Annotated in this window: 15 protein-coding genes; 3 read left to right on the plus strand and 12 right to left on the minus strand. The window is 42.7% G+C overall.

Annotation, left to right across the window (positions count from 1 at the left end; translation table 11 throughout):
• Positions 1 to 45: 45 nt before the first annotated feature.
• Positions 46 to 1,284 carry an ABC transporter permease gene (locus tag E4K67_RS05450; RefSeq protein WP_135545414.1) on the minus strand — a complete coding sequence of 413 codons (1,239 nt, stop codon included), beginning with the start codon at positions 1,282 to 1,284 and terminating at the stop codon, positions 46 to 48.
• Entirely contained in the window at positions 1,284 to 1,991 is a 708-nt protein-coding gene (locus E4K67_RS05455) for an ABC transporter ATP-binding protein (protein WP_135545415.1), read from the minus strand. Before E4K67_RS05455 ends, E4K67_RS05450 begins: the two co-directional genes overlap by 1 nt.
• A gap of 138 nt (positions 1,992 to 2,129) precedes the next feature.
• On the opposite strand from E4K67_RS05455, the gene E4K67_RS05460 reads away from it, so the two are divergent.
• Entirely contained in the window at positions 2,130 to 2,615 is a 486-nt protein-coding gene (locus tag E4K67_RS05460; protein ID WP_135545416.1) for a flavodoxin domain-containing protein, read from the plus strand.
• Here the strand turns inward: E4K67_RS05460 and queG are convergent.
• The 7 genes from queG to E4K67_RS05495 all read right to left on the minus strand — a co-directional run bounded on the left by queG (position 2,596) and on the right by E4K67_RS05495 (position 9,464).
• Positions 2,596 to 3,603 carry a tRNA epoxyqueuosine(34) reductase QueG gene (gene queG, locus E4K67_RS05465; RefSeq protein WP_135545417.1) on the minus strand — a complete coding sequence of 336 codons (1,008 nt, stop codon included), beginning with the start codon at positions 3,601 to 3,603 and terminating at the stop codon, positions 2,596 to 2,598. The genes E4K67_RS05460 and queG overlap by 20 nt on opposite strands.
• A 147-nt stretch (positions 3,604 to 3,750) precedes the next feature.
• Positions 3,751 to 3,888: a rubredoxin-like domain-containing protein gene (locus tag E4K67_RS05470; protein WP_135545418.1), complete on the minus strand. Its 138-nt coding sequence runs from the start codon at positions 3,886 to 3,888 to the stop codon at positions 3,751 to 3,753.
• A 19-nt stretch (positions 3,889 to 3,907) separates the two neighbouring features.
• Positions 3,908 to 4,555 carry a flavin reductase family protein gene (locus E4K67_RS05475; RefSeq protein WP_135545894.1) on the minus strand — a complete coding sequence of 216 codons (648 nt, stop codon included), beginning with the start codon at positions 4,553 to 4,555 and terminating at the stop codon, positions 3,908 to 3,910.
• Positions 4,556 to 4,702: 147 nt separating this feature from the next.
• On the minus strand, positions 4,703 to 6,316 hold the full coding sequence (locus E4K67_RS05480; protein ID WP_135545419.1) for a tRNA nucleotidyltransferase/poly(A) polymerase-related protein: 1,614 nt from the start codon (positions 6,314 to 6,316) through the stop codon (positions 4,703 to 4,705).
• Positions 6,317 to 6,440: 124 nt separating this feature from the next.
• On the minus strand, positions 6,441 to 7,322 hold the full coding sequence (locus E4K67_RS05485; protein WP_135545420.1) for a diacylglycerol/lipid kinase family protein: 882 nt from the start codon (positions 7,320 to 7,322) through the stop codon (positions 6,441 to 6,443).
• 28 nt (positions 7,323 to 7,350) lie between these two features.
• Positions 7,351 to 8,289 (minus strand): D-2-hydroxyacid dehydrogenase, encoded by a 939-nt coding sequence (locus E4K67_RS05490; protein WP_135545895.1) that lies wholly within the window; start codon positions 8,287 to 8,289, stop codon positions 7,351 to 7,353.
• Positions 8,290 to 8,345: 56 nt separating this feature from the next.
• Positions 8,346 to 9,464 carry an aminopeptidase gene (locus tag E4K67_RS05495; protein ID WP_135545421.1) on the minus strand — a complete coding sequence of 373 codons (1,119 nt, stop codon included), beginning with the start codon at positions 9,462 to 9,464 and terminating at the stop codon, positions 8,346 to 8,348.
• Between the two features lie 152 nt (positions 9,465 to 9,616).
• On the opposite strand from E4K67_RS05495, the gene E4K67_RS05500 reads away from it, so the two are divergent.
• Positions 9,617 to 10,537 (plus strand): RluA family pseudouridine synthase, encoded by a 921-nt coding sequence (locus E4K67_RS05500; protein WP_135545422.1) that lies wholly within the window; start codon positions 9,617 to 9,619, stop codon positions 10,535 to 10,537.
• A 374-nt stretch (positions 10,538 to 10,911) separates the two neighbouring features.
• On the opposite strand, the gene E4K67_RS05505 is transcribed toward E4K67_RS05500, so the two are convergent.
• The 3 genes from E4K67_RS05505 to E4K67_RS05515 form a co-directional block, all read right to left on the minus strand.
• Positions 10,912 to 11,106 (minus strand): YwbE family protein, encoded by a 195-nt coding sequence (locus E4K67_RS05505; protein WP_135545423.1) that lies wholly within the window; start codon positions 11,104 to 11,106, stop codon positions 10,912 to 10,914.
• A gap of 49 nt (positions 11,107 to 11,155) precedes the next feature.
• Positions 11,156 to 11,572, minus strand: a complete 417-nt coding sequence (gene mscL, locus E4K67_RS05510; RefSeq protein WP_135545896.1) for a large-conductance mechanosensitive channel protein MscL — start codon at positions 11,570 to 11,572, stop codon at positions 11,156 to 11,158.
• A 201-nt stretch (positions 11,573 to 11,773) separates the two neighbouring features.
• On the minus strand, positions 11,774 to 14,182 hold the full coding sequence (locus tag E4K67_RS05515) for a cyclic nucleotide-binding domain-containing protein (protein ID WP_135545424.1): 2,409 nt from the start codon (positions 14,180 to 14,182) through the stop codon (positions 11,774 to 11,776).
• A 235-nt stretch (positions 14,183 to 14,417) separates the two neighbouring features.
• Here E4K67_RS05515 and E4K67_RS05520 point away from each other — a divergent pair, with 235 nt between their 5' ends.
• Positions 14,418 to 15,566, plus strand: coding sequence for a DUF2087 domain-containing protein (locus E4K67_RS05520; RefSeq protein WP_135545425.1), 1,149 nt, complete (start codon positions 14,418 to 14,420; stop codon positions 15,564 to 15,566).
• Positions 15,567 to 15,614: the final 48 nt, after the last annotated feature.

Raw genomic sequence — 15,614 nt, forward strand, 5'->3', positions numbered from 1 at the left:
CAATCTATTTTATACCATAGGGATGCAAGTATTCAACCTCTTAGCTTAGGGTGTTATTTTACTCTTTAATGAAATCATTTTAGCCATATAATAGCCTATAAGAACTGTGACAGGCACCATCACTAGCCCCCCCAGCCAGGAGTGCGTCTTAATGGCCACCACAACACCGAGCATAAGTTGCCCTGGCAGAGCCATAAGGAATATAGCTTTCCTCATTGCCACTAGCTTCGTTTCTGGGCTCCAGGGAAATAAACAGACAAAGGGATCATTAATAGCCTCTTGCCAAAACAACCAAACGACGTTGGTTATCATTATTGAAAAAGCAAACCAGAGAAGCCAGCCATAGTCCGAGGGGAAGATTAATATAGCCACGCTGCTTGCCCCAAGCATTCTGAAGTAAGACATAATATCTATGTCATTACGCAACTTAGATTTAAGACACATTTCCACCAAACCGTTCACAGGGTTACGCTTCTTAAAAATCAAATTGGAATTTCTGAATAACAGAGGGCGTTTTCTATTGAATCTTGGCTTTTTCACATAGGTTCCAGCACTCTGCAGCATGTACTTAGCTAATCTGAGCTTCGCAGTTTGCTCCCTAGCTACATCTTCAGAGAAAGCGCCCCTCAGTTTCACTCGTTTGTATAAGAGCCTACCTAAGACGATTAAGAGTGCTAACATTGACAAATAAAACAGGCCCTTGCGGTTTAACAAAAGACCCACACTTTGATTCACATACACGCCCGTTATTAAAAAAACAACCGAGGTCAGGATCCGTTTACTCCAACCCTTGAAGCGAAGTTCGATAAGCTGTTTACCAAGACCCATACAGTTCTTAAGGATAAAGGCGAGAATAGTTAACCAGACGACACCTATCAAAGAAAAACCGTAATGCAATAACAAAAACGGTGCCAGAATAACCAGCAACAACGCGGTTACCACAAGGTTATAGATAATGGAATAACCTAAACTATACTTAATAATCCGGCTGATCCATACTTTACGCTGTAAGAGAAAGAGCTGATCCGCGTTCTCCACGAAAATACGGATTGTACCTGACCAAGCAAATACGACAATAATAGCTGTTAAAGCATTTAGCGGAATATAGTCCAGCCACCCAGGAACCGCCCTCCACCAGGAATGATAATAATATATGAAACCAGCTGAAAAGGGAATGACAATATAAAGCGCTACAATCCAATCTACGGCGCTTTTCCATACTTGGTACTGATATTTCCAGTCTGAAATAACTCGCCGAAGAAATAACCTAGTCACAGTAATCATTAGCGAATCTCCAAGAGTTTATCAAAACAGTCCGCTAGCGAACCCTCAGGTAACTGGCATCGTTCCCTGATTTCCTTAAGATCTCCCCGGGCTACTACTGTCCCAGCGTTCATCAATATAAAAGAACTACAGATTCGTTCCGCAGTATCCAGTATATGCGTACACATCAACACCCCTGATCCTTTGGCTCTAGCCTGGTTTAAATAAGCTAGAAAATCCTTTGTACCCCTGGGGTCCAGACCCATAAAGGGCTCATCTACCACAAAAACCCCTGGGTCCAAAAGAAAACCGACAACCAGCATGACCTTTTGTTGCATGCCCTTAGAAAAGGTACCAGGTAGATGGTGCTTGACTTCCGCCAAGCGGAAGAGTTTGAGAAGTTCCTCAGCTCTTGGCACAAATACTTTTCGTTCGATTTCATAGGCAGCGGCAGCAAGCTCCAAATGTTCCCAGAGTGTTAAGCCCTCATATAATACGGGTTGTTCTGGGATATAAGCATAGTTTTTACTCTCCCCGGCAAATTCCACCATACCATCCATCAGCGGCAACAACCCCATGATCGCCTTAATTGTAGTGCTTTTCCCCGCTCCGTTAGGACCAATCAACCCTACAAGTTCACCGGATTTTACAGATAAAGCCACATTTTTGATGACAGCCGGATTGCCAGAATACCCTGCCTGGTTGATATCTACGTTAAGTAATTCCATCGATTCATCCCCATTTGTTCTTAATTTACATGGTCATTACTCTACATTTCCCTTCATGGGGATAGAATTGATAGTAAAGTAACCCTATCTTCTATATAATAATTGGATGGTCAAACTATTAATATTGGGAGTGATTGTATGAAAACGGCCATAATCTTCTCATCGACTCACGGAACAACCGAAAAAGCATCCCAATTACTTAGGGAGCATCTCCAAGGAGAAGTCGACGTGATTGATCTAAAGAAGTGTTCAAACCTAAGTCTTTCAGGCTATAATTCCATAATACTAGGAAGTTCAATTTACGCTGGTTCTGTTAAATCAAAACTCAAACAATTTGTTAAGCAAAACCAAATTGATTTAGCGACTAAAAAACTTGGCCTTTTTCTTTGTTGCATGTACGAAGGAGATAAAGCTAATAAACAATTTGAAACAGCTTACCCTCTAGAATTAAGGAAACTCTCAGTTTCCAATGGCTTGTTTGGTGGGGAGTTTATCCTTTCCAACTTAAATTTCTTGGAACGCAAAATCATTAAAATGATCGATGGTGTTACCTCGGATGTTACCAAGCTTGATCTTGACGGAATTAAAAAGTTTGCCGATAAATTCAACGCCTATACGGCGTGATAATTGGCGGCACCGTTTGATCATTTTCGCGTTCATTCAACCACTCTCTACTTCTTCCATCTTGAAGATTGCGCAGGGCTAAAAAGGCATTTCTCTGAAGAACTCCTTTGCCACGCCAGCCAGCGGCTGTCGCTTTAAAATGTCGTTGAAACTCTCCTTTGGTTAAATTAAGAGTTACCATTAAATCGACGCCACGTTGGAGCTTGGCATCGGAGGAGAACGCAAGCTCTTCCTCGATTCTTGTTTGGTTATGCGGACAAACCTCCTGGCAAGTGTCACAGCCAAACACTCTTAAACCAAGCCGCTCGCACTCCTCAGGCGTGAGCACCTCTTTACTCTGGGTTAGATAAGAGACGCAGTGTTTGGCCGCAAACGGGTCTTTTCCAAGGATTTGCGCTGGACATGCTTGGACACACCTTAGACAGGTTCCACATTGGTCCAGCATGGAGGGATGATCCGGTTCAATCGCTTGGTCCAGAAGGAGCAGAGCTAAGGCCACAAAAGAACCGTAGCCAGGAATAATAAGGTTTTGATTTCGTCCAATCCAGCCAATCCCTGCCCTAAGTGCAAAAGCACGTTCAATTAGGGGGCCAGTATCCACTTGCAGCCGTATGGTACCCGGCCAGTCATTGTTAGCCATTATCTCTACTAGATGATTTATCTTCTGCTCCATAAAGTGATGGTAGTCTTCCCCAACGGCAGAGCGAGCTATAACACCTTTCCCTTCCTGAGGAATGGATGCATATGGGAACGGATAGGCCAAGGCCACGACCGTCTGACAACAATGCCAGCCCTCTTTGGGATCGATCCGTGACTTGATTTCCTTGCTTTCAAAAGGAGTCGACACTCCTTGATCAATTCGCGCTTCTAACAATGGGACTAAACTATTAATCGGTTCCGCCGTTGTAAACCCAATAGAGACAAAACCCAACTCCTGCCCCCATCTTTTTATCTTCGTTTTCCACTGCATCTGATCAAGAAAGTTCATAGGTTCCTCCTTGAGTTTTAGTTCCCCTCTGATATTTCATTATACCCTCATACCCATTAAGTTAAAAACAACCCCCTTACGAAATTCGCGAGGGGGTTGTGGCGTAAGAATTCTTCTGAACTATGTTTCGTTTCCAGCTTTGTCGATTTAATCTTCAGCAGACTTGTTATCCTCATCCGGCAGAAGGACGAATTTTTCCTTAGGAGCCCCACACATTGGGCAGCGATCGGGTGGTTCGTTTCCTTCGAAGATGTATCCACACACACTGCATTGCCATTTTTTCATAAATAATAACCCCTTACCTTTACTTACTTGCCCTAAAGAAAGCGTAGGTCATTGGATCTCCTTCTTGGAGAATCTCTCCGTAGGTAACATCTGCAAGGAATAACGTATGTGTCCCAGCATCCATCTGGCTTAGAACCGTTGCTTGCATAGTTACAAGGGAATCATCGAGTAAAAGGACCCCTGATTCTCCACGATGGACTGCCACGCCTTCAAATTTATCCGCATCTCGCCCCGATCGATAACCAAAGCGTCGTGCGTGGTCTTGACCTGTTTGACTTAGTACTGAAACCCCAAACTTCCCGCTTTTTTGAATTAACTCATGCGTAAAGTTTAGCTTATTAATCCCGATGGCCAACCTCGCTGGATCTGAGGTAATTTGGAAACAGGTATTTGCACATTGTCCATTGTCCCGGCCATCCACCTGGGCAGTAATAATATAAAGACCATACGAAATCCGGTAAAGGGCTTGTTTGATCGCTTTTTCATTGTCTGGTTGCTCAATGACTGGCTTAACAACCGGTTTAACGTCCTTTACAGTATTAACTTCATCCGACGGAGAAACAAGTTCAAAGAAGCTAGCATCTACGCCACAAATCGGACAGATCTCTGGCGGATTTTCACCACTATGGATATATCCACATACGGTACAACGCCATTGTTTTTCCACTAAAGTATCAACCCCTTTCATTGGAAAAGATTATAGCTTTACAATTCCTGCAAGTCAAGGTTTATTTTTTTCAAAATCTGTAAAAAGGGAAGCTCGCACAGTGACTCAACTTCCACCTGTGGGATCATGTACTTTATCCGCAAATCACTACATGGTTCTAGAATTTCTCTTTGCTTTCGATGTTACCGAACTTGGTTTCCAATAAACTGCATATTCCCGTTCCAGAAATTGAGGGTCTGTCAGCCTATACTTATTGTCCATCATGACATGCCGGCGTACCTGTTCTTTGAACCGCCCGAACAGTTCCCCTTCAAGCCCTTTACCACGTGCGAATTTTTCAAAATGTGTCCAATCGAGCAAACTGGCCCGCTCCGTCAAGAAAGCACAGGCATTTCTTATCGCTCTCTGAATCTCATCTAACCGCTCTATATTTTCAGCAGCATCTTGCTTCCCACCTAGGTAATCCGCTCGCCACAGATCTAGCACATTCTCAATCCTCTGTTTGTCAAACACTTGCCCATTCCAGCCTATCTCCCAAGCAAATTGACGAGTCTTATTGCGAAACTTAGTCTGGTCAATATCCCCTTTAAGTTCGCTCATAAAGGTAAGTGTCCCCAACATATGATGCCCAACAACATATTCGAGTTCTCGTTCACCGAGACTTCCTCCCGGAAGTACCATACTCCATCGGAAGCGAGGTAAGATTTCTTTGACTAAGCGTGCACTTTCCCTTTCGTGCATCAGAAAGTGGCGTTTCCCATCTAAAACCATCTCAATATGTTTTTTTTGTGTAGCTTTCGCTGGTTTGATACGTTTTACTATGATCGTATCTGGATAGTTATCAAGCCTTCCGCCGTGGACTTCTGCTTCCTTGTTTACCCACCGCTCAATGTTTTTTCCTTTCAACTTAAATCCATCTATTTCATACCCTTGATCTGTCAGACGAATGGTTCCCCACACATAGCATTCACGACTGGCGGTTTCCCATTTTCCCAAGTCATGAAATAAGGCTGCTAAACGCAAGGATATGCGAGGCACTGTATTCTTAACAACATGTCGGGTATGTTCCCAAGCATCTTTGGTATGGTAACGATTCTGAACGAGTCCTTTTAGCCTAGCCAATTCAGGAATAGAAATCTGAAAGTACCCCAAGTCATCGAGAAGTCCTAAGGCCTTGTCGATTTTATCTAAGATAAGAATTCGCCCCAATTCCACCGTTACTCGTTCCGCCGCAACCTCCCGAAGGTCTGGAACATGCTCGACCGCGGCCTGCCATGTCTCCGGCTCGATTGAGAGATCATAACTGACTGCTAGTCTAATTAGACGCATAATTCTGAGCGGGTCTTCTTTAAAGCGATCAGAGGCACTCCCACAGGCTTTCAGTCGACCCTCACGCAAATCTTGAAGTCCATGTAACGGATCTATCACTTCCCCTGTCCTCACATCTTGATAAATAGCATTCATGGTAAAGTCTCTACTCAAAGCATTCGCTTCAACATCTCCTGAGAAATCTGCTATGTCCACTCGATCTTCACCTTGGAATATACTGACCGTTTGTTGATGCGCACCTATCAGATGAGGCTTATAACCCCACTCTAACAGTTTTCCCTCTATCTTTTGAAGCGGAAGTGCCATGACTGCATCGACATCCTTAGCAGAAATCCCCAATTGCGCATCGCGAACAGCCCCTCCAACTATATAGACCTTACTTACGTCACTAAGCTTCTCTAAAATTTCCTGCTGAAATTCAGTACCAATCATGAACGCCCTCCACTATTACTACTCATTTGCTATTTCCTATTTTACCCAACACGTACTTTTCTACTCTACAAGAAAAAGGCTCGTCGGACTGTCGACGAGCTAATGGTATCTGTTCAACGATAATCTAGCAGAGCACTGAAATCTTAGGTCCAATTTCAATATTCCAGGTGCTTTCTGGACCAGCTTCTCCATCCAGATCTGACTTGATCGGTCGATCAGTATGTATTTTCAATTTAGAAGTGTGAAATTCAATAATTTTTTCGGAGTTTGCCTTTTCTCCTGTCAAAACACTTAATAGAAGACGGAGGGTTTCTGGCCAGCCAGCTGCTGGAACAATCAAAATGTCAAGCTTCCCGTCAGTTAGGGAAGCCCTTGGCACAAGATTTCTGAGTCCTCCTACAGAAAGGCCATTCACGGCCATAAATAAAACAACCTCTTCAGTATAGCTTTTTCCGCCATGTTCGAACTCGATATGAAAGGGTCGAAAGGACGGAAGTGTTTCAATGCCTTTAAGAAAATAAGCTAATTGCCCAAGTGTATTCTTTACGCGGGTATCAACTTTTTGAGAAACATCTGTTAAAAGTCCCGCGCTGGCCACATTGATAAAATATCGCTCATTCGATTTTCCAGTATCCATCTCAAAAACGCTTCCTTTGCCAATGACTTTACACGCTTCAGGAATGCTTTTAGGCAGATGTAACGCGTAGGCTAAGTCATTCGCTGTTCCAACAGGCAGAATGCCTAGAACGGGGCGTTTTTCCGTTGGAATGCGAAGTAAGCCGTTGACAGCTTGATGAATACTGCCATCTCCACCGGCGATAACTAAGCGATCCACATCCGCGCTTTGGGCGGCAATCTCTTCAACATCTTCGGGAGAAGATGCCCGATGGATACTTACTTCATGCCCACTTTCTTGAAAAATACGGATCACCGTATCTAGTTGAGCCGTTAATTTACGCCGTCCTGCGTATGGATTATAGACCAAACGTATTCGTTTACTCTTCATGACCGCTTGTAATCGACTCCTCTTCCACTTAATACCCTCTACTAATATCAATATGATTTGTCATTTGAGAAAAATCCGGATAAACCTTTAGATTCTTCTTAAAGAGTTCAAACGTTCTGGCTACATAATGTGGTGAACGCCCCGCAATATGGGGTGTCAATAAGACGTTTTTCATTTCCCAGAAGGGACTGCTTTCTGGTAACGGTTCTTGGACAAAAACATCTAAGGCCGCTGCGCGAATTTTCCCCGTTTTTAACGCTTCCACGAGCGCTGACTCGTCCATCACCGCTCCACGTGCGACGTTGACCAAATAGCTTCCGGTTTTCATCTGACTAATTAAATTTTTATTAAACATTCCAAACGTTTGCGATGTCAATGGAACAATCACAACAACAATATCACTCTTCGCCAAGAAAGCATTTAAATCGTGGCTCATCCCAATTCGATCGTAAGCTTGATGATTCTTCACACTATGAGTTATACCCCAAACGGTCATTCCAAACGCTCGGCATTTTTTGGCCACCGCCTCGCCGATACTTCCTGCTCCAATAATGCACACGGTTTTGTCATACAGTTCATCAATACGCACTTCTGGATCCCAGACTTTCCGTTCCTGATGGTGAATAGAGATTTGCCCTTGACGCATTATAGTTAAGATACTCCACAGGATATGTTCGGACATCTGAATTTGGTGAGCACCGCGGGCGTTTGTTAACGCAATGCCCCGCCCAGCCATCGCCTGAAGCGGCAGGTGATCAATCCCTGAGCTCATGACTTGAATCCAGCGTAACCTTGGAAAATGGAACAGTGTTTCTTCCGAAATATCATGCCCGAAACTAACAAGCACCTCGACATCTTGATCTACTTGAGAAAAGTCTTTGACCCCCAAAAAGTTTGCCTCACTTAGAATGGAACGAACCTGTTCCCGTTGCTCCTTCCTCACTGGCAAACTGCACAAAATTTTCATTCCCACTCCGCCCCTCCGCTTTCTAAGGTAAAACAGCATAGTTTTTCTAGTAAGCTCTAAGACTTCAGATTCTCTGGATTTAAGCCTTCAAGTTCCTGCAAGACAAAGCGCCCATCTTTTCGAACCAGCGTCTCATCAAAATAAATCTCGCCCCCGCCATAATCCGGTCTTTGAATACACACTAAATCCCAGTGAATAGCTGATTTATTACCGTTGTTGCAATCATCATAACAGGATCCCGGAGTAAAGTGGAAACTACCATCAATCTTTTCATCAAAAAGGGTGTCCTTCATTGGCGTGTGAATATATGGATTGACTCCGATAGCAAATTCTCCGACGTAACGTGCTCCCTCGTCCGTATTGAAAATTAAATTAATACGTTCCGTGTCGTTCGCAGTCGCATTAACAATCTTCCCGTTTTCAAACTCCAACACGATGTTTTCATATGTAAAGCCCTGAAAAAGTGATGGGGTATTATAACTGATCCGCCCATTGATTGATTCTCTTATTGGGGCAGTAAATATCTCGCCATCCGGGACATTAATGTGCCCATCACACTTGATCGCTGGCATTCCTTTAATAGAAAAGACCAAATCTGTCCCTGGTCCAAGAATACGCACTTCATCCGTTTTTTCCATCAGCGCTTTCAGTGGCTCCATAGCGCGCGACATCTTAGAATAATCTAAGTTGCACACATCAAAGTAGAAATTCTCGAACCCTTCGATGCTCATGTTCCCTAACTGAGCCATAGAAGCGTTTGGATATCTCAACACGCACCAGCGGGTATAGGGAACCCGTTGCTCTATATGCACTAATTTTTGGTAGTGAGACGAATAAGATTTCATTGCTTCAGCGGGGACATCTGCCCATTCATTCGCATTATCTCCTGCCCGAATTCCAATATAGGCCTGCATTTCCTTCATGCGGGCGAGATCCCACCTTGTCATCGCTTCAGCCTGCTCAACCGTGAATTCTTTTAATAGTTCCCGCATTAAGGTATGATTAAGGGTAGACAAAAATGGTAACCCACCTGCTTGATAAGCATAGCGCACGAGAGCCTGGGCGAGTGGAATGTCTTGTCCTAACACTTCAATCAGGATTTTCTCACCGGGTTGAAGCGCAATCGAGTAATTGATTAAGGAATTGGCGAGTTTTTCGATACGTGGGTCTTTCACTTTGGGGCCTCCTTATCTTCTTCGAGTCTAGTCAAGACAATATACAATTATATTCTTCACACTTTATATATTTACCTTTTTATCTGCTTTTTTATGTGAAGAAAGCCCGCTTCAAGACATTTTTGAAACTGTTCCATTATAAGGAGGAAATTATGAACGCTCACCATACTCTGTGGGAATACCAATTGAAAGCTGAGGACTCCGGTCAGAAATACTTATCCATCCTTCTCCATAAATTTCATTTCTCACTTAGGTTATTGCAACGCTTGAAGCAAGGTGAACGCGTTTGGGTTAATGGAAACTTCACCTACTTAACGGCTAGAGGTAAAGAAGGAGAAACGTTATCCATTCAGCTTTTTTCCGAAGAGGAAACTAACATTCCAGGAGAAAATCTCCCAATAGATATTCTCTATGAAGATGAATACCTTTTAGTGGTAAATAAACCTGTGGGGCAAGTGGTTCATCCGACACACCGTTATCTCACGAACACCTTAGGAAATGCCGTCGTTGGCTATTGGGAGCGCAAGGGAGAACCTCGCCTCTATCGTCCAATTCACCGAATCGACCGCAATACCTCCGGTGTCGTCATCATCGCCAAAAATCAATTTGCGCATCAGCAACTCGCTTGGCAACTGGAGCGCGGACATATCCAGAAACGATACTTTGGCTTCGTCGAAGGAGTTATTCCCGAAAATGAGGGTATTATCGATGACGCAATCGGGTTTGCTCCAGATAGTTTCATTAAACGACAAGCGCAGCCCGATGGGCAACTCGCCCGAACACATTATAGGGTTCTCCATCGCTATCCCAAGGCCACCTTTCTAGAGTTTATTCTAGAAACCGGACGAACTCATCAAATACGGGTCCACTGCGAAGGCATTAATCACCCCTTGCTTGGAGACGATCTTTACAATGGTGATACAACCTTACTTTCCCGTCAAGCCTTGCACTCCTCTATGTACGCTTTTTTACATCCTGCTACAGGACTGCCCATGGTCATTCGCGCACCTTTTCCCGAAGACCTTCGCAACTTGATTAAATCGTTAAATAGCGAAAACTCTCCTGGTAAATAATTACTTACTGATTTGCGAGAATTCGGGAAACCTAATTTTAAACTATTGACCTACTTAACTAACCTACTTACTTTACCTTACCTTAACTTAACTTAACTTAACTACTTAATAACCTACCTCCTTAAACAAAACTTGCTCCGAAAATTTACTAAGCGTATGCACTCGAGGGTCGAAGCTCGGATTTCGAACTTCGACCCTCAACTTAAGAGTTAGTCAAATTAGTGAAGGAAGAAGATGATTTGAGCATGGCATTCTTTTCAAGGGTACGATGGAATATTTCTAAACTAAGCAAATGGATTATGATAAGATTCATAATTCGTTTTAAAAGACTAAAGTTATAAAGTCTCTTATATAGTTGCTCATTGTCAGGAGAGTCATTTAATAATTGCTTGAACCCTTCCGACTTGCCCATCCGTTAGTCTAACCTTTATCCCTCTAGGATGAGTCTGTGAGTTTGTCAATATATCTTTGACGACTCCTCGCGTAAGTTTGCCCGTTCTCTGATCTGCTTTTAAAACAATATCCACTGTTACACCAGCATTGATTTCCTTTCGAATCTGTCCGTTCATTATAAAAACTCCTATTCAGCTTGTTACTTGTGAACTCAGTATTTGATAGTTACTTTTTCTGAAGAAGATCCCTAATCTCTGTCAAAAGTTGCACTTCAACAGTTGGACCTTTTGGCGCAGGGGGTTCTTCGGCTTTTTTTCGTTTAAGCTTATTGATTACTTTCACGATCAAGAAAATTGCTGCAGCGATTATGAGAAAATCAAAAGCTGCCTGAATAAAGTTTCCAACATTCAAAGTGACAGCCTCGCTAACCTTACCGGTGCTATCTTCTCCAGCAGCTTTCAGCGTCAGCTTAAGATCAGTGAACTTAACACCTCCCACGATAAGACCTATTGGAGGCATAATTATATCTGCTACAAGAGAAGAGATAATCTTGCCAAAAGCGCTACCAATAATGATACCTACGGCCAAATCCATCACGTTGCCCTTAGTGGCAAACTCCTTGAATTCCTTAATAAAACCCATTAAAACATTCCACACTTCCTTTTTGTTACTCACTATATTAGTTTCTCCATAAAGTTCATAAATCCCTCTTCTTAATCCACAATGTTTGGCAATCGTAGCGAACCCGTTCAACTAAAGTTAAACGACTATCCTATAAGGGGAAGCTTCGAGACTAAGAAAGACACTACCAACGAAACCCTTTAAAGAGGGAGTGGTAAGATTTTAAGCAGCTGCTCGCTTTTCCTTAGTGTTCAAAAAAACGAGTGCAATGGTTATTCCTGTTAACACTAACCCAAACGTGACCGCAATTCCATAAGCTAGGACTGTGGCGGGAATATAAAAAGAAAGCAAACCTGTGGGCGATTCATATCCTACCCCAAATAAAAGAGAACTTAAGCCTGGGATAAAACCCACTTGATACATAATATGCCCAGCCAAGACTAAAGGAGTACAAGCAAAAACTAACTTAATACGCCGAGATGCTGCTTTTGTTTTAAAGGGCTTGGCGATTATCCAAGTGAACATTCCTCCTGCTAAGCCTGCCCCCCAATAGAACAGACTAAACCACACCTTCCAGGTAGTGGCAGGCCATATTTTCTGAAGCGGTGCAAAGTAGTTAAGCGGCACTAAGATAGCCAACATTACCCCGATGAACACGACGTATCCCTGGTTAACCCGAACTAGATGCCAGACTTCACGACCCGCCAGACGCAAATTAACTTTCACGGAACCATTGGGACAATTTCGCACACAGTTAAAGCACAGTTTGCAGTCTAAATTATTATCTAGGAACGGAAGATGTTGGGACATTGGACAACCTGGAACCTTTCCTTTGCCGACGTAACACTCGAAGGTAGTACACTTATTTAGACAAACTGTGGCATCCGCTCGGACCTCCAACATTGAACCAATCGAGGCAGTCCCAATAAACCCTCCCAACGGACAAAAGTGCCGGCACCATGTATGGCGCGGATAGAGGATCGCGATAAGGATGGCACAGACCTGAATAGATATTAACAAGAAGGCTGTGTAACTAGGATTTAAACGCATATTAGTTATCACTTCAACCCAGAAAATCATGAGAAACAAAAAACTAACAAGAATGTAATCATATTTTATGATAAACTCTGGAATCGCACGGTTTAGGTGTACCCTTTTTTGCACAAAATCCATAATCGTAGAAAACGGGCAAACCGTACACCACAATCTACCTAAGAACGGGGAAATGAGCGCAAGTGCCGGCCACCATAAACCCCAAACTAAGGCAAAAATCTTCGTGGAAACCGCAATTTCTGGAGTAAAAAGCAATAATAAAACCAAAGCGGTAAACAGAGTTGCCGTGACAAGTCTTAACCCACCGAGGAACGTCCCCTTCTTTAGCAAATTTTCTACCTTGGACCACGCTAAAAGGTTAATTGTAAATCCATTTTCTTCGGACGTAGGACCAAAAAAGATCTGTTCTAATCCAATAACATCCTGCTCTGCAATATAAAAGGCTCTTTCAATAACCTGGATTAATTCTGAGACATTTCCCTGCTGGTAATGATGAGAGAGCAACAGTTGGATCGCTTCTCGATTTAGAGTAGGGACGTTTCGATGATTTTTCTGGGCGAGTTTCTCCAGAAAACCTTGGGCAAGAATAGGAATATCTCGTTTCCGCTTGCGTAACGGAGTAATTTCATACGTATGCGAGAAACACCTTTGCAGTTCAGGAATAATAATTTTCCCCAAAGCATCTGGTTCAGTATTCATACTTCCGATGATGAAACATTTCCTTTTTTGAAAGTCCATTGCTTGAGCAAGTTTAAGCTGAGTGTTGGGAGATATGAGATTTATTTCCCGTATAAACAAGGTTCCGCCCTCAGCTATATCGAAAAGATTTGAGTTATGAAGAACTGATGAATCCTCACTGTCGAGGGTCTCCATGATCAAGTCGCGCCACTGCTGATCAAAACGTCGACCGTCCACAACTACAAAAGGGGCTTCTTTACCTGATTGGCGTTGATGGACGTACCATGCCATCATCTGGCGTCCGGTGCCTCGTTCTCCTGTTAAAAGCAAGTGTCCCTTAGGGTGAGCGAGTTCTTCCAGTTTCCGTTCGACCTCTCCAGTCGTGCGAGCGCCTCCCCAAAGCCCATAAAATTTGTCTTTATATTGGGTAAGCTGCAAAGTTGAACGTAGAATTTCCTTGTATTTAGCTTCAGATAATATGAGATTTGCTTCATTTAGATCTTCGGTCAAACGGCCAATAAATGTTTGGTACAGTTTCGGCCATCTCAACAGCATGCGCGCAAAACTTTCTGCATTCAGGGCCAAAACCTGACATCTGCCCTGAGCTAGAATTGTTATTTCAGAGGGCTTACCATTAAGCAAAGACAATGCGCCAAAGGTATCTCCTGGACTTAAGGATCTGACACGCCACAAACGCTGTCCTTCTTTTTGGACCATAACATCTGCTTTTCCCTTGATCAGAATATAAAAAGAATGCTTTTCTTGACCTTGCTTGATAATCTCGGAGCCTAAAGCATAGTCTTCCCATTGAAAGTCACTAGCGAGCTCCGCTAATTCAGGGGATGATAAATCGGAGAACAACTCATTATCTGATAGACTATAAATTTTATCGTCACTCATATCCCCTCCATACTAGCTAAGATATTTGACCTAGAAATACTTTCTTATTAAGAATAACTATAACTTATTAGTTTCCTTCTGACAACACGAACTTCTTTCCAGTCAAACAACACAAGCATAGTGAATAGAGTTAATACGTGTTCATGAATTCGGTCTTAAAAATTATTGATATCTTATAGATATTAATATACAATGTCTATGTATTAATAAACTATATAGGGATGTGTTTGGATTTATGGATATTTCAGAACAATTCTGGAATGCATCATTTGACGACCTCAAATTTGGCTATGTTCAAGAAAAGGATCATTATGTCTGCCTGCTATGTGGCGAAAAAGTCGAGAAAGGGATTGTCTATCCCGAGGATGGGGTTCTCTATGAAGCGGGCAGATATATGCGCCTCCATATTGATAAGGTTCATCATTCGGTGTTTGAATATTTAACTCAGCTGGACAAGAAAATGACAGGTCTTACCGAGCATCAGACCAACCTTATCCGACTTTTCTACCAGGGAAAAAGTGATGGAGAAGTACAAAAAGAACTAGGTATTGGTAGTGCGTCTACGATTCGCAATCATCGTTTTTCACTAAAAGAGAAAGAACGCCAATCAAAGGTTTATTTGGTCATGATGGAACTCCTCAAAGAAAAGAACAAACACGAACCAACCTATTTAACTCCTCCCAAAACAGCCAAAATGGTGGATGACCGTTATAAGGTTACTCAGCATGACAGTGATAAATTATTGAAGACGCTCTTTCCAGAAGGCACAGAAGGACCCTTAATGACTTTTTCTATCAAAGAGAAGAATAAGTTAGTCGTCTTGCAAGTAATTGTCAAACGCTTTCAAGACGGACGGACCTATACCGAGAAAGAAGTAAATCAAATCTTGAAAGTTGTTTATCACGATTTCGCGACCCTCAGAAGGTATTTAATTGAGTATGGCTTTCTTGATCGAACCCCAGATGGAAGCCAATATTGGCTAAGAAAGGATACCGGGAATAAGGAGGAGACTATAATGGATCGCAAACAGGAACTCAAGCAACAGTATAAAGAGACGAAATTCGAGGCAGGAGTCTATCAAATTAAGAACACCAAGAATGATAAGGTTTTTATTGAAAGTACCATGAACCTTAAAACGATCAATGGAAAGCGCTTTACCTTGGATATGGGATCTTATCAAAACAAACGTCTTCAAAATGAGTGGACAGAATTCGGGGCAGACGCCTTTAATTTTGAGGTGTTAGAAATCTTAGAAATACCAGAAGTGGGCTATTTCGATGCCAAAGATGCCTTGAAAAAGCTTAGAGAAAAGTGGTTGACTAAGCTTCAGCCTTACGGGGATCGCGGGTATAATACACCCAAACCAATTCCTCAAGATATGTGAATTTTTATGCCTTATAAGAATTTGTCTTTCACAGCTGGATTCTCTCCA

The organism is Desulfosporosinus fructosivorans, from assembly GCF_004766045.1.
Lineage (GTDB): Bacteria > Bacillota > Desulfitobacteriia > Desulfitobacteriales > Desulfitobacteriaceae > Desulfosporosinus > Desulfosporosinus fructosivorans.

Coding starts and splice junctions, on each gene's coding strand:
- E4K67_RS05470 (WP_135545418.1), bottom strand. CDS start 3,888: ATGAAAAAATGGCAATGCAGTGTGTGTGGATACATCTTCGAAGGAAAC.
- E4K67_RS05480 (WP_135545419.1), bottom strand. CDS start 6,316: ATGATTGGTACTGAATTTCAGCAGGAAATTTTAGAGAAGCTTAGTGAC.
- E4K67_RS05455 (WP_135545415.1), bottom strand. CDS start 1,991: ATGGAATTACTTAACGTAGATATCAACCAGGCAGGGTATTCTGGCAAT.
- E4K67_RS05515 (WP_135545424.1), bottom strand. CDS start 14,182: ATGAGTGACGATAAAATTTATAGTCTATCAGATAATGAGTTGTTCTCC.
- E4K67_RS05490 (WP_135545895.1), bottom strand. CDS start 8,289: ATGAAAATTTTGTGCAGTTTGCCAGTGAGGAAGGAGCAACGGGAACAG.
- E4K67_RS05520 (WP_135545425.1), top strand. CDS start 14,418: ATGGATATTTCAGAACAATTCTGGAATGCATCATTTGACGACCTCAAA.
- queG (WP_135545417.1), bottom strand. CDS start 3,603: ATGAACTTTCTTGATCAGATGCAGTGGAAAACGAAGATAAAAAGATGG.
- E4K67_RS05450 (WP_135545414.1), bottom strand. CDS start 1,284: ATGATTACTGTGACTAGGTTATTTCTTCGGCGAGTTATTTCAGACTGG.
- E4K67_RS05500 (WP_135545422.1), top strand. CDS start 9,617: ATGAACGCTCACCATACTCTGTGGGAATACCAATTGAAAGCTGAGGAC.
- E4K67_RS05505 (WP_135545423.1), bottom strand. CDS start 11,106: ATGAACGGACAGATTCGAAAGGAAATCAATGCTGGTGTAACAGTGGAT.
- E4K67_RS05460 (WP_135545416.1), top strand. CDS start 2,130: ATGAAAACGGCCATAATCTTCTCATCGACTCACGGAACAACCGAAAAA.
- mscL (WP_135545896.1), bottom strand. CDS start 11,572: ATGGGTTTTATTAAGGAATTCAAGGAGTTTGCCACTAAGGGCAACGTG.
- E4K67_RS05485 (WP_135545420.1), bottom strand. CDS start 7,322: ATGAAGAGTAAACGAATACGTTTGGTCTATAATCCATACGCAGGACGG.